The organism is Bacillus sp. JFL15 (assembly GCF_001184225.1).
Classification (GTDB): Bacteria; Bacillota; Bacilli; order Bacillales; family Bacillaceae; genus Bacillus; species Bacillus siamensis.
In genome coordinates this window covers 3,021,500-3,044,082 of record NZ_KQ236689.1, presented here as the reverse complement: position 1 = coordinate 3,044,082, position 22,583 = coordinate 3,021,500, and the positions used below count along the sequence as shown (strand labels likewise).

The window sequence follows — 22,583 nt, the reverse complement described above, 5'->3', positions numbered from 1 at the left end:
ACATAGCGATAACCCTGTTTTTTAGGACAGGGTTATTGATGTTGTCTGTTTTTTTATAAATGATGAATATATCATGAGTGATGAGGCAAGATACAGATCAATACCTCGAGTACCGGCTGACATTTAAAAGCACGCCGACCGCTGCAAGCATCAGCGTCAATGATGACCCTCCGTAGCTTAAAAACGGCAGCGTAATTCCTGTTACCGGGATCAGCCCCGTCACAACGCCGATATTAATCATGACTTGAATAGCAATCATAGAAATAATGCCGATGGCGACAAAGCTTCCGTATAAATCCGGAGCGCCGAGCGCAATCCTGACGCCCCGCCATAATAAAATACTGAACAGCAGCAATATGAGCGAGCCGCCGATAAAGCCGAGTTCCTCAGATAATATAGCAAAAATGAAATCGGTTTGCGGCTCCGGCAGGTAAAAAAACTTTTGCCGGCTTTGGCCGAGCCCCATTCCGAACAGACCGCCCGGACCTACGGCATAGAGCGACTGAATGATCTGAAATCCGCTTCCAAGCGGGTCCTCCCACGGGTTTAAGTAGGAGGTGATCCGTTTAATCCGATAAGGAGCGGACAGAACAAGCGCCGCAAATCCGCTTAAACCGATGAGTCCCAGAAACGCGAAATGAGCGATTCGCGCACCGGAAACAAATATCATCACGATGCACGTGCCCACCATCACCGTCCCCGTTCCAAGGTCGGGCTGGCACATGATAATAATAAATGCAGAAAACACGATTCCGAGCGCGGGAACGAATCCGCGTCTGAATGACGTAATGTTCTTCTGTTTTTCAGAAAGAAATTTAGCCAGAAACGCAATCATCGCGAGTTTCATAAACTCCGAAGGCTGAATGCTGAACGCGCCCACTCCGATCCAGCTTCTTGAACCGTTCCGCACCATTCCGACTCCCGGAATCAGTACAAGCACAAGCAGGAAAAAACAAATGATCAGAAGCAGCTTCGACCATGTGCGCCATGTCCAATAATCCACATTCATAATGAAAAACATGGCAATGACGCCGATTCCCGCAAACAGCAGCTGCCGTTTCGCAAAGAAAAACGAGTCGTCAAATTTATAATCCGCCCAAACCGCACTTGCACTGTAAACCATAATTAATCCTATTGTTAAAAGCAATAACGTAATAATAACTAATAACAAATCAGGCGCTGTTTTTTTAGTAGTCAAAGCAATCGACACCCCAAGCATAAGTCATTTAGGGCTGCCGATGAACAGAGACAAGCCCTTACTTAAGCATATGCACGGCATCTATAAACATGTCACCGCGTTCTTCAAATGTTTTGAACTGATCCCAGCTTGCACACGCAGGTGACAAGAGGATGACGTCTCCTTCATTTGAGAGCGCAAACGCCGCAGATACTGCTTGTTCAACATTATCGACACGTTTGACATGTTGTATTCCCAGCTCATTGCCCAGTTTTTCTATCTTCGGCGCCGTCTGGCCGAACGTAAGGACCGCTTTGACATTGTCCATATACGGTTTCAGATCGTCAAAGCCGTTGCCGCGGTCAAGTCCGCCTGCAAGCAGTATAACCGGAGCTTTGAACGCAGAAAGCGCTTTGCTTGTGGCTAAAATATTCGTCGCTTTGCTGTCATTATAAAATTTACGATTTTGAATCGCAGTCACATACTGCAGACGGTGTTTAACACCGGTAAAGCTTGTCAGCACCTTCTGAATCGCTTTATTGGATGCGCCCGCCGTTTTTGCCGCGGCTACAGCGGCTAGAATATTTTCTAAATTGTGCGCGCCCGGCAGTACGATGTCATCAACAGGCAGAATCGCTTCATCGCCGAACATCAGCATTCCGTCTTTAATGAATGCGCCGCTGGACAGTTCCTGATGAACTGAAAACGGAACGGTGCCGGCTTTGCCGCCTTCGGCAAGCCGCACGACTGTTTCATCGTTTTGGTTCACGATGGCCGTATCGCTCTCAAGCTGATGCAGATACACCTTCTGCTTGGCTTTTTCGTAATTTTCACGGCTGTGGTGATAATCCAAATGAGCGTCAAATACATTTAAAATCAGGCCGATTTCAGGTCTGAACGCATGAGTCCCCATCAGCTGAAACGAAGAAAGCTCCGTGACGATCCATTCATCACCGTCAGCATGATAAGCCACTTCACTGGCGACAGTGCCGATATTCCCCGCGATCAGCGCCTTTATCGAGTCAGCCTTCAGCATTTCGTAAACCAGGGTCGTCGTTGTTGTTTTCCCGTTCGAGCCTGTAATGCCGATGAATTTTGCATTGGTGATATAATACGCAAGCTCGATTTCCGTCCAGACCGGGATGCCTCTTCTTTGCGCTTCCTCCACCATGATATTTTCATACGGGATTCCGGGATTTTTGATCAGAATGGTTATATCATGCTGATCAAAAAGTGATGTCGGATGTTCACCGCAGATAACCTCAATTCCTCTTTCTGAAAGCCTTTGGGCAGGTTCGTTTTCTTCAAAGACTTTTTGATCATTTACGACGACGTTAATGCCTTTTTCATGAAGAATCGACGCAGCCGCATATCCGCTTTTTGCCAGTCCGAGGACCAGAAAGTTTTGTTTTTGCAAAAAAAGTTCGTTTTCCACTTATAACCACACCTCGATGTAAATTCCTAAAACGGCAAGCAGCAGTCCCGCAGTCCAGAATGTGACGACAACTCTCCATTCAGACCACCCGACCAATTCGTAATGGTGGTGAAGCGGACTCATTTTAAAGATTCGTTTTCCTGTCGTTTTAAAGCTGATGACTTGTAAGATAACAGATAAGGTCTCAATAACAAAAACTCCGCCGATGATGACGAGCAGAATTTCAAGCTTCGTCAGAATGGCAACGGTCACGATCGCTCCTCCGAGCGCAAGCGAACCGGTATCCCCCATAAATACTTTGGCGGGATGGGCGTTGAATACAAGAAAACCGAGAACGGCGCCGACAACGGCAACCGAGAAAATCGCAACGTCATATTGTGACTGGTTCCACGCAAGGATGGCGAAAGCGCCGAATGCGATAGCAGCGGTACCGGACAAGAGACCGTCCAGACCGTCTGTCAGGTTGACGGCGTTTGAACCTCCGACAAGCATAAAGAGAACGAGGATAAAGTATCCCCAGCCGAGATCGATTGACAGATGTGTTCCCGGCACCCTGATGCCGGTTGAAAAATGGCAGTAATGATATACTCCGTAGAATACAATGGCAATAATGATCTGGCCGATCAATTTCTGCTTCGACGTTAATCCGAGATTCCGTTTCATCACCACTTTAATATAATCATCCAAAAAGCCGAGCAGGCCGTATCCGATCGTGACAAACAGCAGAAGAAACATTTCCGCGCTCAAATGCGAAAATTTCTGCGTCATGACAATCGCCGTAATGGCGATGGATACGATAATCATGACCCCGCCCATCGTCGGCGTCCCTGATTTTTTCATATGTGATTTCGGCCCTTCTTCCCTGATACTCTGGCCGAATTTTAAACGTCTTAAAAACGGGATAAGAATCGGAGATATCAGAACACTGATTAAAAATCCCATTATTATTGTAAATAAAATCACTTGCTCAAGCATTGCTCTTTTCTCCTCCCGTTTCGTTCAAACGACATACGTATTTATCATATTCACATTGTTTCCCCGTAATTCTTTTCATTTCCCTCATTCTAACACTCTTTCCTGTTTTACTTTTTATTCAGCTCAACGATAGCTCTTCCCGCTACTTCGGCGTCATCAAAGTCGAATGTTTCATTGCCGATCTGCTGATAGGTTTCATGCCCTTTTCCGGCAATCAGGACCACATCACCCTTTTTCGCGTTGGCAATGGCAAAAAAGATGGCCTGCTCGCGGTTGGCGATACTGTGATAGTAAGTTCCTTCTACTCCTCTTTCCATATCTCTTAATATGGCCAGCGGGTCCTCGCTTCTCGGGTTATCTGAGGTAAAGATCGGTTCGTCGGCGATCCGCACCGCAATTTCCGCCATTTTCGGGCGTTTTGTTTTGTCCCGGTCACCGCCGCAGCCGACGACGACGAAAAGCTTGCCTTCTGTCATGTCTTTGCATGTATTCAGGACGTTTTCCAGACTGTCAGGCGTGTGCGCGTAATCGACGACAACAGGAAACGGCTGATTGTGATTCACCAGCTCAAACCGGCCTCTGACACCTTTCAGCTCTTCAAGAGCGCTTGTGATCGTATCGAACGGGAGACCTGCTGCGATCGCTGTCGCCGCTGCAGCCAGTACGTTATACACGTTGAACCGGCCGACGAGTGAAACCGTGATCTGCTTTGTTCCTTTTGGCGTAACGAGTTCAAAGCTTGTGCCTTGCGCAGAGATCTCAATTTGTTTCGCCATGACATCGGCATCGTTTTCGATTCCGTATGTAAGGATGTGCGCCGCCGTTACTCTTTCAAAATAAGCGCTGGCTTTGTCATCTGCGTTTAAAACGGCCCGCTTCGGCTTTTCATGGTTGAAAGAGCCGCCCAGCTGCGAAAACAGGAGGCTTTTAGCCTGTCTGTAGTCTTCCATCGTCTTGTGATAGTCTAAATGGTCCTGCGTCAGATTCGTGAACACGGCGATATCATAATCGCAGCCGTGAACCCTGCCGAGTGACAGAGCGTGAGAAGATACTTCCATAATAGCTGTATCAACATGCTCGTCATTCATTTTCTTGAACGTTTTTTGCAGTGTGACACTTTCGGGTGTTGTATTTTTGACCGGGAATGTCTCATCACCGATTTTAATGTACATCGTTCCGATTAAACCGGTCTGTCTTCCCGCTTTTTTGAAAATCTCATCCACCATATGCGTCGTTGATGTCTTGCCGTTTGTGCCGGTGATGCCGATAAGCTGAAGTTTCTTTGTCGGCTGCCCGTAAAACGCGTCAGAAAGAACGCTGAGCGCCCGCTGTGACCGGCGGACGATAATGACAGGAATATCGACGTCAAGCTCTTTCTCGGCGACGATGGCCGCTGCGCCGTTTTCTGCCGCTTTTTGGGCGAAATCATGTCCGTCCACCGTATACCCTTTTATACACACAAAAAGACTCCCTTTTCTCACTTCCCTGGAGTCCATCTCAATTGAAGTTATATCAGGGTCATGAAAGTCATTTTGAACAGGTTCGGCCATTAAATATGTAAGCAGCTTTGTAAGTTTCATTGTATCAAACCTCTCAGAAATTCTATTCATTCTTTTATCATGATAATTGTTTATAAAAGTCAGAATGGCTTTTAAACATACAGTTCATATTTTAGCGTAAATAAAAGGATACATCCAGTTAATCTTAAAAGTTATCTTCTTTTTTTCTCTTTATGATAAAAGGCAGCCGAAAACAATCGGCTGCCTCAAAAAGACTCATTCTTCACTCAAGTAAACACGGATCTTCGAGCCTTCTTTTACTTTCGTTCCGGCTGCAGGTGATTGCTTCACAATTTTGCTTCCTTTTCCTGAGGAGTCTATATTCAAATTGACAAGCAGCGACTCAAGATCAGAGACAGACATCCCTACAACATTCGGAACCTCTATTGTTTTTGTGTCGTTCCATTGATATTTTTTCTCGATTTGATTTTTTCGCGGTTTAACGCCGAGCTCCGGCAGACTGTCTCTCATAATATTTCCGACAATCGGCGCGGCGACGGTTCCCCCGAATTGAATCGTGCCTTTCGGATTATCAACCGCGACATATACGACAAGGCTCGGGTCATCAGCCGGCGCAAAACCGATAAAGGAGACGATATGGTTGTTTTCGAGATATTTGCCGTCTTTGACCTTTTGCGCCGTTCCTGTTTTTCCGCCGACGCGATATCCTTCTACAAAGGCATTCCGCCCCGTTCCTTGCGCGACGACGCTTTCTAAAGCGTATCTGATCTGCTTTGACGTTTCCTGGGAAATAACTTGTCTTTTCGCAATCGGCGATTGTTTCTTAACGGTTTTTTTCGTAACGGGATCAACCCACTCTTTGGCGATAAACGGAGTATAAAGCGTTCCGCCGTTTATTGCTGCGGATACGGCTGCCACCTGCTGAATCGGCGTGACGGAAACCCCTTGTCCGAAAGCGGTTGTCGCCTGTTCGACCGGGCCGACTCTGTCAAGCGGAAATAAGATCCCCGTTCCTTCCCCCTGCAGATCGATGCCTGTTTTCTTTCCAAATCCGAAGTCCTTAATATATTGAAACAGTTTTTGTTTTCCGAGCCGTTCCCCAAGCTGTACAAACCCAGGGTTGCAGGAATTTTGAACGACTTCAAGGTAAGACTGCGAACCGTGACCGCCCTTTTTCCAGCATCTGAGGCGGGCGCCGTCCACCTCGGCAAATCCTTTGTCATAAAAATGATCTCTTTGCAAGTTTACTTTTTGCTCTTGGAGCGCCGCCGCAAGCGTAATAATCTTAAAGGTCGAACCCGGTTCATACGTGCTCCATACCGGCAGATTCCGGTTGTAAACGGACGGATCCACTGATTGATAGTCAGCCGGATCAAAATCAGGGCGGCTTGACATTCCCAGCACTTCCCCGTTTTTCGGATTCATTGCGACCGCAATCATTCCGTCCGGGTTGTATTTCGCCGCTGCATTGTCGAGCTCTCGTTCTATAATCGTCTGAACCTTAGCGTCAATCGTCAATTTCATATCAAGTCCGTCTTTCGGAGGGGTGTAATCATCCGCTTCATCAGGCATTTTCTTCCCCTTGGCATCCGTATAAAATTTCACGGAGCCCTTTACACCTTTCAAGTCATCATCATAATAAGCCTCCAGTCCGAGAAGGCCCTGGTTATCAATACCGGCAAAACCGAGAACATGGGATAAAAAACTTCCGTACGGATAATGACGGATGCTGTCTTCAGCTACATAAACCCCTTTTAAATCGAGCGCTTTGATTTCTTTCGCTTTTTTATTTGAAATTTTCCGGCCCTCGGGTGAGATTTTTTCTATGGATGTTTTCTTTGTAATGTGTTTGTAGACCTTCTCTTCCGACATATTTAAAACTGACGCGAGAAGCTTGCCCGTTTTTATGGGATTTTGAATCTGGCGCGGTACGACAAAGACGGTCGGCGCGCTTTTATTAGTAGCCAGCTTCACGCCGTTCCGGTCAAGGATCTCTCCCCGCTCAGGCTCAAACGGCAAATTCCGGCTCCAGGAATCCTTAGCCAGCGAAGTCAGCTTTTCCCCCATTACAAATTGGACATAGCCTAATCTGCTGTCAATGATCAAAAAAATGATCACGCCAAAAAGCAAAACCAGTAATAAACGTTTTCGAACCGTTACATTTGAAACGCGCAAGGGACCGTCCACTCCTTATTTAGGCTTGTTTCATTTTATGCCTCAGCTTGGACACATAGAACGGCGCGCATAAAAAAGAAGCCCGCGGGCATCCGCGGACTTCTCTGTCCCGTTAATCAGGATTTTTAAATTTCACCTTGATCACGGTATTTCCCTTCAGTTCTTTGCCTTTTTTGACACTTTGGCTGGCAGCGTAACCTTCGCCGCTCACATCAATGTGAATGCCTGATACCTTGCTGAATTGAAGCACTTCCCGTCTCGACCATCCGGACATATCCGGCATCGTCATCTTTCCGTCTGTTTTTAAGAAGATTTTCTGATTGGTAATCACATCTTCCCCGGCTTTCGGATACTGCTCTTTTACGGCAACATCACTGCCGATGACAATCGGTGTGAGATGTTCATTTTTCGCTTCCTTCTCAGCATTCGTAACCGTCTTGTCTGTCAGGTCAGGCATCTTTTGGCTTTTCGTTTCTTCCTGGCCGGAATCTGACTTTTCCGTCGGCTCGATGTTCAAATAATGCAAACTGTTTTTCATCGTCGGGTTAAAGATTTCCGCGACAGGATCGGAACTGCTTTGGCCCGCTTTTAATTGCGGCTGCTGCACGGCTACATAGATGACGAGCTTAGGATCATTTTTCGGCGCCATGCCCATGAATGAAAACACATAGTTGCTCGTTCCTTTTAAATATCCGCCCGTCCCCGCGATTTGCGCGGTTCCCGTTTTCCCCGCAACATCAAAACCTTCAATTTTATAAGGTTTTCCCGTTCCGATGTCTGATGTCACGACTTCTCCGAGCAGGTCCCGGACTTGTTTGGCCGTATCAGCCGAAATCGGCGTGCCTGCTTGTTCGGGCTTTGTCTGCTTGACGACTTTTTTCGTATCAGGGTCGACGATATGGTCAATGACGTAAGGCTTCATCATTTTGCCGTTATTGGCAATCGCGGTGACTGCCTGAAGCTGCTGAATCGGCGTTATCGCCGATGCTTGGCCGTAAGCCGTAGACGCTTTGTCAAAATCATATTTGAAGTTAATTTTACTTGATACTTCACCGGGCAGATCAATCCCTGTTTTTTGATAGAGCCCGAATTTGTGCAGATACTCATTAAACCTGTCAAACCCGAGTTTTTCATTTGCCAGCTTGGCGAAAGCAACATTTGACGACCTCATGAGGCCGTCATGGAAGCTTGTCATGCCCCAGCCGGCTCCGTCGTTCCAATCTTTAACTGGTTTTCCGCCTACTTTATATGTTCCTGATTTATATTTCTCGTTTGCAGAGAACGCGTTTTCCTGAATCGCTGCGGCAAGCGTAAAGATCTTCATCGTCGATCCCGGTTCATACGCGTACGACACTAAGTCGTTGTAATAATTGGTGACGTTTCTGAGATTCGGGTCAAAACTCGGACGCTGACCCATCGCAAGCACTTTGCCTGTTTTCGGTTCTACGACAGCCGCCATGATTTTTTTCGGTTTGTATTTTTCCGCCACTTTCGTCATGCTGTCTTCTAAAAAGGTTTGAATTTTCTGATCAATGGTTAAATATACATTGTCACCGTTTTTAGGTGCGGTGATTTTTTCTTTGCTGTTCGGAAGTTTCCAGCCGGATTTATCACTTTCATACGTGACGGATCCGTCGCGTTCCGTCAGATAGCTGTTCAGTATTTTTTCCAGCCCTAAAGATCCTTGTATCTGGTTTGTTTTTTCATTTACATCGGCATAGCCGAGAACATTTGATAAAAACACACCGTTCGGATAGTAGCGCTTCGTATCTCTTAAGAAAGAAATACCTGGAAGCTTCATTTTTTCGATCTTTTGCTTTTTCGCATAAGAGATATCGCGGCCGGCTGAACCGAATTCCACCTGCTTCGCGCCATTCCTGTTTAAAATGTCAAGAATCTCGCTTTTGTCAAGTTTAATAACACTCGCAAGCTTTTCCGCTGTTTTCTCTTTATCCTTGACATACTGAGGCTTCATCTTTTTATCAAGCACGGCAATGAGCTTATAAGTCGCCGTGTCCTCAGCGAGCACTTTGCCGTTCCGGTCAAGAATGGAGCCGCGGCTCGCTTCTATCGTCCGCTTTTTTTCGTGCTGCTCGGTCGCTTTTGTTGCAAGTTCCACCCCGTTAGCTTTACCGGTTAATTGAATGTACGCCATTCTCCCGAGAATGACAAAGAAAAAGAGAGCGAAACAAATACTCAGTATCGCTGCTCCTCTGTTCATAAACTTATTTTTTTTAGGCATGGGTTATCATTCCTGTATGTTTTTCACTTTTTTATCTTTCAGGTTCAAACCGTGCTTTTTGGCGATATCCATCAATCGCTGCGGCTGGCTTAAATCACCCGCCGTTTTTTGGAGATCACCGATCTGCTTATTCTTCTCTGATACTTTCTCCTCCAGTTTTTGCACCTCAATATTGGATTGGTACGCCGCGTATGCCTTTGATACGATAAACATTGAAGTGGAGAGAACGGCAATGGCAAACAGGACGAGCAGCACCTTTTCCCCGAGTGTAATGGAAGCCCTTTTTTTGACAATCACCTTTTTTTCGGGACTTATCACTGGCCGTTGTTGTTTTTCCTGCTGGTAAGCTAAGTTGCTCATAGGCTGATGACCTCCTTTATGTTGTCATTTGCTGCCCGTTATTTTCGTTTCTCCGCAATGCGGAGCTTCGCTGAGCGGGCGCGGTTATTTTCTTCAAGCTCCTCTTTTGATGCCGTAATGGGTTTTCTCGTAATCAGTTTTAATTCCGGTTCAAATTCTTCCGGTATCACAGGAAGACCCGGAGGCAGTTCGGGAAGTGATGATTTTTCCTTGAATGTCGTCTTGCACATTCTGTCTTCCAGTGAGTGAAAAGTGATCACAGATACCCTTCCGCCCGGCTTCAGCATCTCTATCGCCTGCAAGAGAGCCTCTTCAAATACTTGAAGCTCATCGTTTACGGCGATTCGAATCGCCTGAAATACGCGTTTGGCCGGATGACCGCCGCTTCTTCTCGCCGGAGCCGGTATCGCGTCCTTTATTAGATCGACCAGTTGGCCGGTTGTTTGAATAGGCGATTTCTCTCTCGCCTCTTCAATTTTTCTGGCGATTTGCTTGCTGAATTTTTCTTCTCCGTATTTAAAGAAAATCCGCACAAGATCCTCATACCGCCATTCATTTACGACCTCTTTCGCCGTAAGGGCGGCCGACTGGTCCATCCTCATGTCCAGCGGTGCGTCATGATGATAGCTGAATCCCCGTTCCGGTGTATCAAGCTGCGGTGAGGATACTCCTAAATCAAATAAAATTCCGTCGACACTCGTAATGCCGTGTTCGTGTAAACATTCTTTTAAATAACGAAAGTTGCTTTTCACCAAAATGAGCTGTCCTTTGTACTCAGACAATGTTTGCTTTGCGTTTTCAAGCGCCGTGTCATCTTGGTCAAAGGCGATTAAACGCCCTTTTTCCGATAATTGCTGCAATAAATATGTACTGTGCCCGGCGCCTCCCAGGGTGCAGTCCACATAGGTTCCGTCCGGTTTGATATTTAAACCGTCGACGGTTTCACGTAGAAGTACTGTCTTATGCTGAAACATTTGTGTCGGTCCCACCTTTATCAGGAATGAATTGAATTATCAGTTGCTGTGATGCACGAAGATCCATTATATATCAAATCCAATCATGTTTTCAGCAATTTCAGCGAATGAATCTTCTTGCTCTTCTGTGTATTGTTCCCAGATTACCTTACTCCACAATTCAATTCGATTGGAAACCCCGATGACAACACATTCTTTTTCCAGTTTTGCGTAATTCAGAAGAGATGACGCAATATTAACCCTTCCCTGCTTGTCCAGTTCGCATTCGGTCGCACCGGAAAAAAAGAAACGGGTAAATGCGCGGGCGTCTTTTTTGGTGAGCGGCAGCGCCTTCAGCTTTTCTTCGATCAGCTTCCATTCATTCATCGGGTAGCCGAAAAGACATTGGTCAAGTCCTCTTGTCAGCACAAACTGCTCACCGAGGCCTTCTCTGAATTTTGCGGGTACGATCATGCGGCCCTTTGCATCAATTGTATGCTGGTATTCACCCATAAACATGATAAGGACCCCCACTTTCTCCCCTAAACTCACCACTATACGCCACTTCTCTCCACAACCTCATTTTACACTGTTTAAACATAAAAAAAAACCCTGAACTATTCAGGGTTCTTTAAAACTTTATTTCAAAGTTTGACAATCTGATGTTGGTTTTGAAAAGAAAATGGCAGATGTTTGAAGGTTGTGAAGAATTTTGGACCGTAACGGTTCAAATAATACATTACATTCCAGATCCGTTCCTGCGGAGCGCCGAGCGGTCTGATGCTGTTTTGGATTCTTTCATAGTCACGAAGCACAAAACCTTCTTTTTCTTCAATTCTTTTTGTTACCGTCCGTTCTAGAAACAAAAGCTGATCTTGAATGAAGGCGGCATTCTTCTGTAAGAGCGGCTCAAGGCTTGAATCGACTTTAAGGGCTTCGTCCCTTGCTTTTTTATGGGCGGCTTCAATCTGTGACTTCGCCTGTTCCATCACAGAAGAAAATTCTTCAGGAATCTGCTCGTTAAAATAAGTCTCCTTCAGATGTCCGGTGCCTTGTTCGATCGCTTCCTGAAGCGGGATATTCCGTTCCGAAAGCTTCTTTTCAATATGGCGCTCAAGAATCGTAATGTTTAATCTCGGCACTACCGGAGTCATAGAAAAGCCCATTAATGAGAAAGCCTGCTTCAGCTCGCCCCAATAATTGACTTCCCCCGGCCCTGCGATAAACGCAAGAGTCGGGATGAGAAATTCCTGCATCAGCGGCCTTGTCACAACGTTATTGCTGAAACATTCCGGTTTTTCTTCCATATGGGTATGAAGTTCGTCGTCCGTCCACTTGAGGTCAAGCTCTTTAATGACAAAAACGCCATTTTCTTTTTCAATTAAGAAGCGCTCTCCCTCATACTCGTAAAATAAGTTGGCCTGTTCTTTGTCCGATTCAATAATCGGGTGATAACCGGCTTCCCGCATAAGACGCTGCTGATTTGACACTGCTTCGGCAAGTTCATTATTGTGCTTTAAAATCTGCTGAAACATTACCGTTTCCAGCTTTTTAATCCCGGGATCTCCGGAATTGATCAGAATAAGTCCTTCTTCTTGAAACAAGCCGGCAATCAACAGTTCAAAAAAGTCCGTAAATGTCTCTGATGAGCGTAAACATCGCTTCACATTTTGAAGGAGTGCGTTTGTGTGATCCGTTTCCTCAAAAGAAGCGAACACTTCATCAATCCACGCCGCACATTTTTCCTGGTCAAGAGAGGTATTGGCCGCCGATGTTTTTTTCCAGTAAGACTGCGGCAGCTTCTGTTTCACCGGGCCTTTTTTCTCTGTTGACGTATGCACATAATTGATTTCTTCCAGATCGTGATCTTCACCCGCCACCCAGAAAATCGGAACGACAGGAATCTTGAGCGCCTCTTCCTGCTGTCTGGCAAGTACGATAATGGAGATAATCTTATGTATGGTGTAAAGGGGTCCTGTTAAAAGACCGGCCTGCTGTCCGCCTACAACTGCTGCGCTTTTTGGATCTCTCAGTTTTTTGATGGAGGCCTGCATGGCGGCGGAGTTAAATTTTTCGTGATACGAGGATAGGTAATCGGCTAATTCCTCTCTGGCAAACGGCCTTGAAGACAGGTCATGAAGCCGCTTTTGCCATACATCCTCAGAATGAATATCATAATCAAAAAATGAAGACATGTTTTCTCCATCTATATAGTGCTGCACAAACGTATTTTGACTTTTGATGGAAAGTTCAGTTAGCTGCATCTGTCTGGAACTTCCTTTCTCCAATAAATAGTTAGGTTTCCGAAATGAGTATAGCATGTTAGCGGAAAACCTCAAAAGACTTTGTTTCAGTTTCTTTCTAACGCTTTTATGCTGCGGTGTAAAAACGGGAGATGAACGGCCGGCAATCCCCGGCTCTCCGCCTCTTTCACAAGGTAGCCGATAATCGCATCGGCCTCCGTCCGTCTTCCCTCCAAGATATCGACAAGCATGGAAGAATGATTTTTTTCCGTCCGGCTGCAAACTTCGCAAACCCTGTTCCACGCTTCCTCTCTATCCGCGAGGCCAAGTATTGTCTCCGCTTCTTCAAACACGTTTCTCATATATTTTTTGTAAGCGGCATTTGTTAACAGCTCTCCGTTTTTCACGCGCAGCAATGCAGTTAACGGGTTGATGCATACATTTATGATCAGTTTTCCCGTCAACAGTTGATACCAGTCGTTTTCATCATATACGGGAAAATCCCGGTGCATGCCGGAAAAGATGGTATTGAGCGTTTCCGGCCGGGATGCGCGGAATACACTCCATCTTACGGCACCGGTCCCAGTATGTTCAACGGCATGATCTGATATCCTTTTTGCCCCGTGCTCAACCGTGCCGGCATAAAGCGAATGATCTGTATGCCAATCTTTGATGTCATGTATGTGTCCCATGCCGTTTTGCAAAAACAGCACATTCGTCCCTTTTATTGTCTCAAGATCCGGCAAAACAACGCTGAGCTGGTGCTGTTTAACAGCTGCGATTAAGAGATCGAATCCGGAAGTGATGCCTGTTTGCGCTCTGCATGACGCCGTAAATTCTTTTCCGTCTTTCACCAGCCGTATACCGCCTGAGTTAATCGCATCAGCCTGCTCCGTCCGCCGCGTGATGACCGTTACCTGATGGCGGGACGATAAGTAGTAAGCACATAAAAGGCCCACCGCTCCGCCGCCGATAATTCCGATTTTCACACTTTCACACCCTATATCTGCTTTTTTCCATATTATCATAGCAGAAGCCGCCGCAAATTACTTCAATTTCGTTTTGAACAAAATGACAGACGAACATATTATAGTTGGAATTTTCAATTAAAGCGTTTACAATAATAAGTAGAACACAACAAAGGGGGAGTTTGTGTTGAAAATAGAGCGCCTGCTCATCAACTTTAAGACACTCGAAGAATTTAAAAGGTTTAAAGAATACGGGATGCAGGAGCTGTCCATGCTTGAAGATCTGCAGGATAATATCATTGAAAATGACAGCACCTCGCCTTTTTACGGGATTTACTTCGGGGATAAACTAGTGGCGAGAATGAGTTTATATCAGGTAAGCGGAAGCGCGAATCCGTATTTTGATCAGCGTCAGGACTTTTTGGAACTATGGAAGCTTGAGGTTCTTCCTGGCTATCAAAACAACGGATACGGCAAAGCGCTTGTCGATTTTGCAAAATCCTTCAGAATGCCGATCAGGACGAATTCACGCATGAAATCAGCAGAATTCTGGGATAAGATGAATTTCGAGCCCGTTAAATATGATATGGCGCGTGACAAAGGAGAAAACCCTTACATCTGGCATCCTGATATGGATGGTGAAATGACATCCGGGGAAACGGCATAATAAAAAACCGGCCGGGACAATGCCCTCAGGCCGGTTGATTTTACAGGCTCTGCGCCGATTTTCTTTCATCATCTTTCAAATTGACCATCCTTCTCGCCCTGTCCATAATATCAATTAACGCTTTGTAATCTTCTTCTGTCATCTCCAGCTTGTTTCTCAAGCTTTCGTTTTCCTCACGCAGATCCTCGACTTCTTTTTGCAGCGCGGTCAGCTGTTCTGTGAGTTTTTCTTTTTCATGACGCACATCCGCTGCGGCCGGCGACTCTTTAAATTGTTGCAGAAACAAAATCACATCATCAATGGACAGCTCTTTTTCTCCTTCCGCCCTGCGGATCGGGGGCTGCTTGACGGTTCCCGGCAGATTGGCGGAATGCACCCCGATTTGCTTTCTTAATTCCTTCCGCTGTTTTTTCGCCAGTTCTATCCCTGACTGATATTGTTTCCTGACATAAGAATTCCACCTGAACCCGCAGGCGGCAGCCGTTCTCGTCAGCGCTCTGCCGACTTCTTCAAAAGCGGATAGCTGGGTCCCGCCTTCCCGTATGTGCCTGAGCACCACCTCGGCCAGCAGCAAATCTTCATCTTGCGTCCACGCATCTTGTCTCGTAATCGTCAATCGTATCTCCCTCCATATTTGCTCATTTACCTCATACATATGCCGCTGATAGATTAGATAGACTATTGGCGCTCACAATTTTTTCGGCGGCAGCAGGCCGGAGGGAGAAAAAAAGAAAAGCGCAGGAACCGAAATTCCCGCGCTTTTCTTCATACATTAATTGCTTTTTACATTTATGTCTTTGCCGTTGTATGATCCGCATGCTTTACATACACGGTGAGACAATTTCATCTCTCCGCATGACGGGCATTCTGTCATACCAGGTACATTTAGTTTGAAATGTGTACGGCGCAATCTTTTTTTCATTTTAGAAGTTCTTCTAAAAGGTACAGCCATTATTCCCACCTCCTTAAAGAGTTAAGATTCATCATCTTGTGTTAAGAGCTTTTTCAGATCCGCAAGTCTGGGGTCGATCTGATTTTTCTTCTCTTCCTCAGAAATCACTTGCCAATCCTTTCCCACTTGGGGAGCGGCCCCTTCTTTTTGTTCAGTTTCACAAAAGATTTGCATAGGAATTTCTAAAAGAATCTCTTCTTTTACGATCGGAGTCAAGTCGACGGTATCGTCTTCAGCAATATGAACGTCCTCATCTTCTATATCATCCGTCTTATGAAATCTAAACAGTTCTTTTGTCGCGATTGTAAATGGATACGGCACATCAACTAAAGTTCTTGAGCACGGCAAAACCATTTCGCCTGAAATCGTAAAGTCAAACGAAACCTGCTTGGATTCAATCTCCGCGCGGCCCTTCACCCGGACGGGAGAAATGCGGCGGATATCAGAATTCAATTTTGTCAGCTCATTCAACTCAACTGTTTCATCAAATTCAAAGCTCTTTTTCGCCATTTGATGAAGCTGATAAATCGTCCATTTCATTTGTATCACCTCAGGAAAGCAACAAACATGATTATAGCTTTTCAGAATGTTTTTGTCAATATTTTTTCTTTACAGCATAATGCCGCCGTCATGCAATCGTTGACAGCCGGATAGGCTAATCATACACTAAACGAAACGGACGAAAATATGCACTTCATTTGCAAATGTACCATACGAAGCAAAACATAGCAAGAAAGGCGGAACAAATATGAAAGCAGTCGGCCTGGTTGTTGAATATAATCCCTTTCATAACGGACACCGCTATCATGCGGAACAAGCAAAAATCAAGACAGACAGCAGCGTCGCGGCAGCGGTAATGAGCGGCCCTTTTTTGCAGCGCGGGGAACCGGCCGCCGTCTCAAAGTGGGCCCGGACAAAAATGGCGCTGGAAAACGGCGTGGATATCGTCATTGAGCTCCCTTATATATATGCCGTACAAAAAGCGGAATTATTCGCGCGCGGCAGTGTTTCGCTTCTTCACCAATTAGGATGCAGCAGCTTATTTTTCGGCAGTGAAAACGGACGGATTGACCCCTTTATTGAAGCCGCTGAAGCGTTCAGCCGAAAGGAAGTTGACTGCAGCCAGATTCTGAAAGAAGAGCTGAAAAAGGGGCTCAGCTATCCGGCCGCCGCCTCAAAAGCTTTTTCACACATATTCAAAGGACAGGACATGCTTGATTTGTCTAAGCCGAATAATATTCTCGGTTTTCACTACGTCAAAGCGATACACGCCTCCGGTTCCGCCATGAAGCCTTATACGACAGCCAGGGTCGCTTCCGGGTATCATGACGCCGAGCTTCCCGGGGATGACAGCCGGATAGCCAGCGCCACAAGCATCAGAAAAGCGCTGATAGAAGAGGGAACGGCGGCCGTAAAGAGCTTTCTCCCTGAAGCGTCTGTGCGCGAGCTGGACGCATACAGAAACTCATACGGATTATGGCATAGTACGGAAGACTATTTTTCATATGTAAAATACAGTCTCAGCACTCTGTCTGCTGAAGAATTAAGCCGAATCTATGAAGTGGAAGAAGGCCTTGAGCACAGAATTCTGCGCACCATCAGACAAGCCCGATCCTACCAGGAAATGATGGAACTATTGAAAACAAAACGCTACACGTGGACGAGGCTGCAGCGGATGAATACGCACATTCTGACACGGACGAAGAAAGAAGACATGCACCGGCTTTTAAAGCCAGCAAGCGCACCTTATATCCGTCTTCTCGGAATGACGAAAAAAGGACAGGCATACCTGTCGGCAAAGAAAAAAGAGCTTACCGCGCCGCTCGTCAGCAAGCTCTCTTCTTTCTCCCATCCCGCCCTGGATCTGGACATATCGGCGGGACGGGTTTACAGCCTGCCGATAAAAGAACCTGAACGCACATGGTTTGAGAAACAGGAATTTTCACAAGCGCCGATCCGCTATGATGAAGACGAAAAACGTTTTTTGAATGCGTAAAAAAAGCACCTGACTGTATCAGGTGCTTTTTACTTTCAGCTTATCCAAATAATCAAGTGCGTCTTGCATGGTGTCGACCGGAACGATCTTCATATCGGACTTGATAGCTTTTGCCGTTTTTACCGCATTTTTATAATCAGAGTTTTCAGCACCGTTTTGGTTCGGCGCAAAGAAAATATCTTTCCCCGCTTTGTCTGCGGCGACGACTTTCTGATCGATTCCGCCGATCGGCCCGACTTTGCCGTCAACGTCGATTGTTCCCGTTCCGGCTATATTGTAGCCTTTTGTTTCGTCAGGTTTTGTCAGCTGGTTGTAAATTTCTAAAGACATCATGAGACCTGCAGAAGGCCCGCCGATGTTTTCAATGCTGAAATGTAGATCGGGCTTCACTTTCACGTTCCGATCCGTATATAACGCGACACCGATACCCGCTCTTTTCGGGTCATCCGGGAATGATTTCAGCCCAATGTCAACGGTCTTTTCTTTCGTGTCCCGTTCAATGTGAAACGTGACTTTCTCCCCCGCTTTTTTGCTGCTGATATAATCAATCAGCTTTTCAGCGGATTCGTATTTTTTTCCGTCCGCGCTGATGATTTTATCACCGACCTCTATTTTTCCTTTTGCCGGCATGCCGGAAACGACTGAGCTGGCGTAAATGCCGTTAAATGAGTATTTTACCTGTTTGCCGGCTTTTTGATAAGCGGCAATGACCGCGTTTTCTTGAGAGCTTTTCATCATCTGCAGCTGGCGCTTCATATAGTCTGAATCTGTTTCGCCCTCTTCTTTTATGCTTTCATCCGGGACGATTTCATCGTAAGGATGCACTTTCGCCCAAAGATATGTATACGGATTGGCTGGGCCTACTTTGACAGTCATCAAGGAAAGGCTTCCTTTTTCAGGATATCCTCCGTCCACCTTAATCAGCGGCCTCAGCTCTGATGCTTCTCCCGGCTGTGTGATGTAAAACGGAAGCTTAATAAATGTAACAGCGATTAATAAGATCAGGATGATAAACACCCAGCGAAAATGTTTTGCTTTCATATGAGTTAGCCCTCCCAGTTCTCTATTTCTTGTTTAATCCGGCCGATCATGCGGTCTGCGGCTTCTTCGCCCGCTGTGATCATATGATCAATGTTGGCAAAAGAGCTTGAACTGAATGATTCAAGAGAAGGGCGGATCATGACGTCTGCGGCAATGGTCTGGTGACGGACCAATTCATTTTGCAGTATATCCATACTTTGCATGATTACATCAAAAATATGTGCCGCTTTTTCCGTTTTTTTCACCCGGGATACGTCAGAGGCGATGACGATATCAGCACCCATATCTTTTACGGCGGAAACCGGGATTCTGTCAACCACCGCGCCATCGACTAACATACGTCCGTTCATTTTTTGCGGGACGAAAACGCCGGGTATGCTGATGCTCGCGCGGACGGCTTCGGATACGGAGCCTTTTGTAAAAACGAGTTTTTCTCCGGTCTGGAGGTCGCATGCCACGATGCCGAGCGGGATACGCAGTTCTTCTATCGGCTTGCCGTACGTATACGCATGTACGAGCTGCCTGATGCGGTCCCCTTTCAAAAATCCGAGACGCGGCATCGTATAATCCGCATACAGCCGCCGCTTAAATGCTTTGGCGACTTTTTTCATCGTGGCCACGTCATGCCCGGCCGCATAAAAGCTTCCGACTAACGCTCCCATGCTGCTGCCGGCAATCATATCAATTGGAATCTGATGCTTATGTAAACTGGATAACACTCCGAGGTGGGCAATGCCTCTTGCCCCTCCCGAACCTAACGCTAACCCGATTGTAGGTTTGGCCAACGCGACGAACCCCCTATAGACATCCTATACATGAATTCTATGGTCTAAATTGAACCCCTATGCTCGTATATTAGTACAGGATGACAAATAGGTACTTGCCCGGCCGTCCTTAAGGTCTGTTCTATATTTTATCATGATATAAATGTCAGTGTGCAATTTTAGCATCGGGGAGGTAAGAATGAACTTGTCTAAGTTTCATACATTTTTGATTTCATTGTTTTTTATTTTTTTGACGGCGACGGTTATTTCACACCCGCAGGCCTCATTCGAAGCCTCCAAAACCGGTCTTTCCATGTGGTGGGAGGTAGTTTTTCCTTCGCTGCTTCCGTTTTTTATTTTATCTGAGCTTTTAATCGGATTCGGTATTGTCAGGTTTGTCGGCCTTTTACTCGAACCCTTTATGCGCCCCATTTTCAGAGTGCCTGGGGTCGGCGGATTTGTACTGGCTATGGGCATGGCTTCAGGAAATCCGGCCGGCGCGAAACTGACTGCACGGCTGCGCCAGGAGAAACAGATCTCCAGAGTGGAGGCTGAACGACTCGTCTCTTTTACCAATTCATCCAATCCGTTATTTATATTCGCGGCTGTGGCGGTCGGCTTTTTTCATAACGCCTCTCTCGGCATTCTTTTAGCATCGGCTCACTATCTCGGAAACATCGCCGTCGGCCTGACGATGCGTTCATACGGACGGAAAGAAGAAACGGCGTATACCGGTAAAAAGACGCTCGCTCTTCCTTCACTGAAAGAAGCATTTCTGGCGCTGCACAAAGCGCGGCTTTCGGAGAAGCGGCCGCTCGGAAAAATTTTAAGCGACGCCGTCACGTCTTCTGTACAAACCTTGCTGATGGTGGGCGGTTTTATTATATTGTTTTCAGTTTTCAGCCGGTTATTATCAATCGTACAAGTCATGGATGTGCTTTCTGTATTTACGAACGCGCTTCTTTCGCTCTTCCATCTTCCCGTAAGTCTGGACATTCCTCTTATCAGCGGAATGTTTGAGATTACGCTTGGGAGCAAGCTGGTCAGTGAAGCGGATGCCGCCTTGTTGCCGAAAGCGATGATTGTGAGTTTTATTCTCGGTTTCAGCGGCCTTTCCGTACAGGCCCAAGTGGCCGGCATTTTATCGGAAACAGACATCCGCTTTAAACCGTTTTTTGTTTCGCGTCTCCTTCAAGGCATTTATGCCGCCCTTTTTATTCTTTTATTATGGAAGCCGCTTTATCTTGCATTGGACGAACCTTACCAGTCCGTATTCCTTCCGCTCCGCGATCAGGGCGCGGCCTCGGCTGCCGTCAGCGGATGGAACACACTTGTTGAATCCGGCCCCGCCGTAACCCTGGCTGCCCTCACCGTATACGCACTGATTTATTGTTACAGGCTGTCAGCACGGATAAAAAAAGGATGAGACGCCAAACGCGCTTCTCATCCTTTAAATTTCTGCTGCAGCGCCTGTTCGACTTCCGGAGGAACAAACTCTGAAACAGGCCCGTTATATTTTGCGACCTCTTTTACAATGCTTGAACTTAAAAAAGAGTACTGATTGTTCGTCATCATAAAAAAGGTTTCTATTGACTCGTCAAGCACGCGGTTGACAGAGGTTCCCTGCATCTCATATTCGAAGTCAGAAACAGCTCTGAGTCCCCTGATAATCGCATTCGCCTGCTTTTTTTTCGCGTAGTCGATCAACAGTCCCCCTGACGTCTCGACCGTAATATTCGGTATGTCTTTTGTCACTTCCCGCAATAGCTCACAGCGTTCTTCGACTGTAAACAGCGGCTGCTTGGAAGAATTATTAAGCACGCATACGTACACATGCTCAAACACGTTTGCTCCCCGCCTGATAATGTCCATGTGTCCGTAGGTGACGGGATCAAAACTTCCGGGACATACAGCTATACTTGCCACATCATTACCCCCTATTTCGGTATATCGTCACTCCTGTAAGCCCGTAAATTTCCCTTCTTGTTACAGTAAGCGCGCCGACGGCTTCAGGAAGCGCAACCGCTTTATCATGCTCGGCTACGACAAAACCGCCTTCATTCAGCATGTTCTCTTCATCAATCATTTCGATAAGCGCTTTCAGCTTTTGTTCCTTATACGGGGGATCTAAGAAAATTCCGTCAAAACCTTTTTCCCGTTTCGCCGCGGCATAGAGGGCCCGCTCTGCATCATTGCGGTATACTTCCGTTGAAGACAGCAGATCCAGCGCTTTTAAATTCGCTTTTACCGTTTGGATGGCTTTGAAATCACGATCCACAAAGATACAGCGGTCAAATCCGCGCGACAGCGCTTCAATTCCGAGACCGCCGCTCCCCGCAAACAAATCCAGCCCCGTTCCTCCGTCAAAATACGGGCCGATCATATTAAAAATAGACTCTTTTACTTTATCCGTCGTCGGCCTTGTTGATGTGCCCGGCACAGCCTTTAAGGCTCGTCCTTTTCTTGAACCGGAAATTACTCTCATATTTCACACCACTTTTTCTGAAAACTTTGATGTTTCGCATCGGCTGAGCCGTTATGTACAAAAACAATCCCTATCTTATCATAAAGCATTCTTTCAAACAATGAGCGTGAAATCGTGTATACATGCTCACATTCTTGTCAAAACTACGGTGTAACAGCATCAATAAATGATGTTGTTGCCAACCGCGGAGAAGACTTACGTTTCCCCATAAGTTCTTCCTCCGGTTTCTCCTCTCCCTTTGCCTTCTCCTTAACTTGTTAAGGAATAGAAGGACCCCGCAGGTTTCTGCGGGGATTTTTTTATATGCCGATCTTATAATCGTACTCTTTCGCTTTATCAAGCTTTGATTCAAATTCCAGCTTTAAAAAGGGCTTATATGAAGGCTCTACTTTCTTCACATATGAATAAGAAGAAATCCTTTCCATCGTTTTTTCGATTTGGCCCATATCGCAATACAGCACTGCGTATTTCAGCCGCTTGGAAACATAATGAACGTTGCCGAATTTTCTCAGCATTTTACTGTGTTTTAAAGAATGCAGATATACGATTATGCCTTGGCGCTTGCTTTCCATCATGATCACCCGCCTGACTCTCTGTTCATTTTATGTAAAAGACGAGACGGCCGTCTCG

The 22,583-nt window shown here is 46.2% G+C and carries 22 protein-coding genes; 3 read left to right on the top strand and 19 right to left on the bottom strand.

Annotation, left to right across the window (positions count from 1 at the left end):
- Window positions 1–97: 97 nt before the first annotated feature.
- The 11 genes from spoVE to AD710_RS15285 all read right to left on the bottom strand — a co-directional run bounded on the left by spoVE (window position 98) and on the right by AD710_RS15285 (window position 14,069).
- Window positions 98–1,198, bottom strand: a complete 1,101-nt coding sequence (gene spoVE / locus AD710_RS15335; RefSeq protein WP_003154430.1) for a stage V sporulation protein E — start codon at window positions 1,196–1,198, stop codon at window positions 98–100.
- A gap of 58 nt (window positions 1,199–1,256) precedes the next feature.
- Entirely contained in the window at window positions 1,257–2,612 is a 1,356-nt protein-coding gene (gene murD / locus AD710_RS15330; protein WP_049628428.1) for a UDP-N-acetylmuramoyl-L-alanine--D-glutamate ligase, read from the bottom strand.
- Window positions 2,613–3,587 carry a phospho-N-acetylmuramoyl-pentapeptide-transferase gene (mraY, locus tag AD710_RS15325; RefSeq protein WP_007409707.1) on the bottom strand — a complete coding sequence of 325 codons (975 nt, stop codon included), beginning with the start codon at window positions 3,585–3,587 and terminating at the stop codon, window positions 2,613–2,615. It lies immediately after the preceding gene.
- A 107-nt stretch (window positions 3,588–3,694) separates the two neighbouring features.
- Window positions 3,695–5,167, bottom strand: coding sequence for a UDP-N-acetylmuramoyl-L-alanyl-D-glutamate--2,6-diaminopimelate ligase (locus AD710_RS15320; protein ID WP_049628427.1), 1,473 nt, complete (start codon window positions 5,165–5,167; stop codon window positions 3,695–3,697).
- Window positions 5,168–5,362: 195 nt separating this feature from the next.
- Window positions 5,363–7,282 (bottom strand): stage V sporulation protein D, encoded by a 1,920-nt coding sequence (locus tag AD710_RS15315; RefSeq protein ID WP_016936210.1) that lies wholly within the window; start codon window positions 7,280–7,282, stop codon window positions 5,363–5,365.
- 112 nt (window positions 7,283–7,394) lie between these two features.
- The gene (pbpB, locus tag AD710_RS15310) at window positions 7,395–9,524 is read right to left on the bottom strand and encodes a penicillin-binding protein 2B (protein ID WP_049628426.1); all 2,130 of its coding nucleotides are present in this window, start codon (window positions 9,522–9,524) and stop codon (window positions 7,395–7,397) included.
- A gap of 6 nt (window positions 9,525–9,530) precedes the next feature.
- On the bottom strand, window positions 9,531–9,884 hold the full coding sequence (gene ftsL / locus AD710_RS15305) for a cell division protein FtsL (RefSeq protein ID WP_016936212.1): 354 nt from the start codon (window positions 9,882–9,884) through the stop codon (window positions 9,531–9,533).
- Between the two features lie 38 nt (window positions 9,885–9,922).
- On the bottom strand, window positions 9,923–10,858 hold the full coding sequence (gene rsmH, locus AD710_RS15300) for a 16S rRNA (cytosine(1402)-N(4))-methyltransferase RsmH (protein WP_016936213.1): 936 nt from the start codon (window positions 10,856–10,858) through the stop codon (window positions 9,923–9,925).
- Window positions 10,859–10,924: 66 nt separating this feature from the next.
- Entirely contained in the window at window positions 10,925–11,356 is a 432-nt protein-coding gene (gene mraZ / locus AD710_RS15295) for a division/cell wall cluster transcriptional repressor MraZ (RefSeq protein WP_013352164.1), read from the bottom strand.
- A gap of 125 nt (window positions 11,357–11,481) precedes the next feature.
- Complete coding sequence (gene bshC / locus AD710_RS15290; RefSeq protein ID WP_049628425.1) at window positions 11,482–13,101, bottom strand: bacillithiol biosynthesis cysteine-adding enzyme BshC; 1,620 nt, start codon at window positions 13,099–13,101, stop codon at window positions 11,482–11,484.
- 86 nt (window positions 13,102–13,187) lie between these two features.
- Window positions 13,188–14,069, bottom strand: coding sequence for a 2-dehydropantoate 2-reductase (locus AD710_RS15285; RefSeq protein ID WP_049628424.1), 882 nt, complete (start codon window positions 14,067–14,069; stop codon window positions 13,188–13,190).
- A gap of 163 nt (window positions 14,070–14,232) precedes the next feature.
- Here AD710_RS15285 and AD710_RS15280 point away from each other — a divergent pair, with 163 nt between their 5' ends.
- On the top strand, window positions 14,233–14,715 hold the full coding sequence (locus tag AD710_RS15280; protein ID WP_049628423.1) for an N-acetyltransferase: 483 nt from the start codon (window positions 14,233–14,235) through the stop codon (window positions 14,713–14,715).
- Between the two features lie 40 nt (window positions 14,716–14,755).
- Here the strand turns inward: AD710_RS15280 and gerR are convergent, their stop codons facing one another.
- The 3 genes from gerR to AD710_RS15270 form a co-directional block, all read right to left on the bottom strand.
- On the bottom strand, window positions 14,756–15,331 hold the full coding sequence (gene gerR, locus AD710_RS15275) for a sporulation-specific transcriptional regulator GerR (protein WP_016936217.1): 576 nt from the start codon (window positions 15,329–15,331) through the stop codon (window positions 14,756–14,758).
- 156 nt (window positions 15,332–15,487) lie between these two features.
- On the bottom strand, window positions 15,488–15,667 hold the full coding sequence (rpmF, locus tag AD710_RS19325) for a 50S ribosomal protein L32 (RefSeq protein WP_003154457.1): 180 nt from the start codon (window positions 15,665–15,667) through the stop codon (window positions 15,488–15,490).
- 21 nt (window positions 15,668–15,688) lie between these two features.
- On the bottom strand, window positions 15,689–16,207 hold the full coding sequence (locus AD710_RS15270; RefSeq protein ID WP_016936218.1) for a YceD family protein: 519 nt from the start codon (window positions 16,205–16,207) through the stop codon (window positions 15,689–15,691).
- 208 nt (window positions 16,208–16,415) lie between these two features.
- Here AD710_RS15270 and AD710_RS15265 point away from each other — a divergent pair, with 208 nt between their 5' ends.
- Complete coding sequence (locus tag AD710_RS15265) at window positions 16,416–17,663, top strand: nucleotidyltransferase (protein ID WP_049628422.1); 1,248 nt, start codon at window positions 16,416–16,418, stop codon at window positions 17,661–17,663.
- An 18-nt stretch (window positions 17,664–17,681) separates the two neighbouring features.
- Here the strand turns inward: AD710_RS15265 and AD710_RS15260 are convergent, their stop codons facing one another.
- A complete protein-coding gene (locus AD710_RS15260) occupies window positions 17,682–18,704 on the bottom strand; it encodes a SepM family pheromone-processing serine protease (RefSeq protein ID WP_016936220.1) in 1,023 nt (340 codons plus the stop codon).
- A gap of 5 nt (window positions 18,705–18,709) precedes the next feature.
- Window positions 18,710–19,489: a patatin family protein gene (locus AD710_RS15255; protein WP_014304961.1), complete on the bottom strand. Its 780-nt coding sequence runs from the start codon at window positions 19,487–19,489 to the stop codon at window positions 18,710–18,712.
- Window positions 19,490–19,667: 178 nt separating this feature from the next.
- Between AD710_RS15255 and ylbJ the strand changes: the two genes are divergently transcribed.
- Window positions 19,668–20,894 carry a sporulation integral membrane protein YlbJ gene (ylbJ, locus tag AD710_RS15250; RefSeq protein WP_049628421.1) on the top strand — a complete coding sequence of 409 codons (1,227 nt, stop codon included), beginning with the start codon at window positions 19,668–19,670 and terminating at the stop codon, window positions 20,892–20,894.
- 17 nt (window positions 20,895–20,911) lie between these two features.
- Here the strand turns inward: ylbJ and coaD are convergent, their stop codons facing one another.
- The 3 genes from coaD to AD710_RS15235 form a co-directional block, all read right to left on the bottom strand.
- On the bottom strand, window positions 20,912–21,394 hold the full coding sequence (coaD, locus tag AD710_RS15245) for a pantetheine-phosphate adenylyltransferase (RefSeq protein WP_016936222.1): 483 nt from the start codon (window positions 21,392–21,394) through the stop codon (window positions 20,912–20,914).
- 4 nt (window positions 21,395–21,398) lie between these two features.
- On the bottom strand, window positions 21,399–21,953 hold the full coding sequence (rsmD, locus tag AD710_RS15240; protein ID WP_047475162.1) for a 16S rRNA (guanine(966)-N(2))-methyltransferase RsmD: 555 nt from the start codon (window positions 21,951–21,953) through the stop codon (window positions 21,399–21,401).
- 299 nt (window positions 21,954–22,252) lie between these two features.
- Complete coding sequence (locus AD710_RS15235; RefSeq protein WP_049628829.1) at window positions 22,253–22,525, bottom strand: YlbG family protein; 273 nt, start codon at window positions 22,523–22,525, stop codon at window positions 22,253–22,255.
- Window positions 22,526–22,583 lie beyond the last annotated feature (58 nt).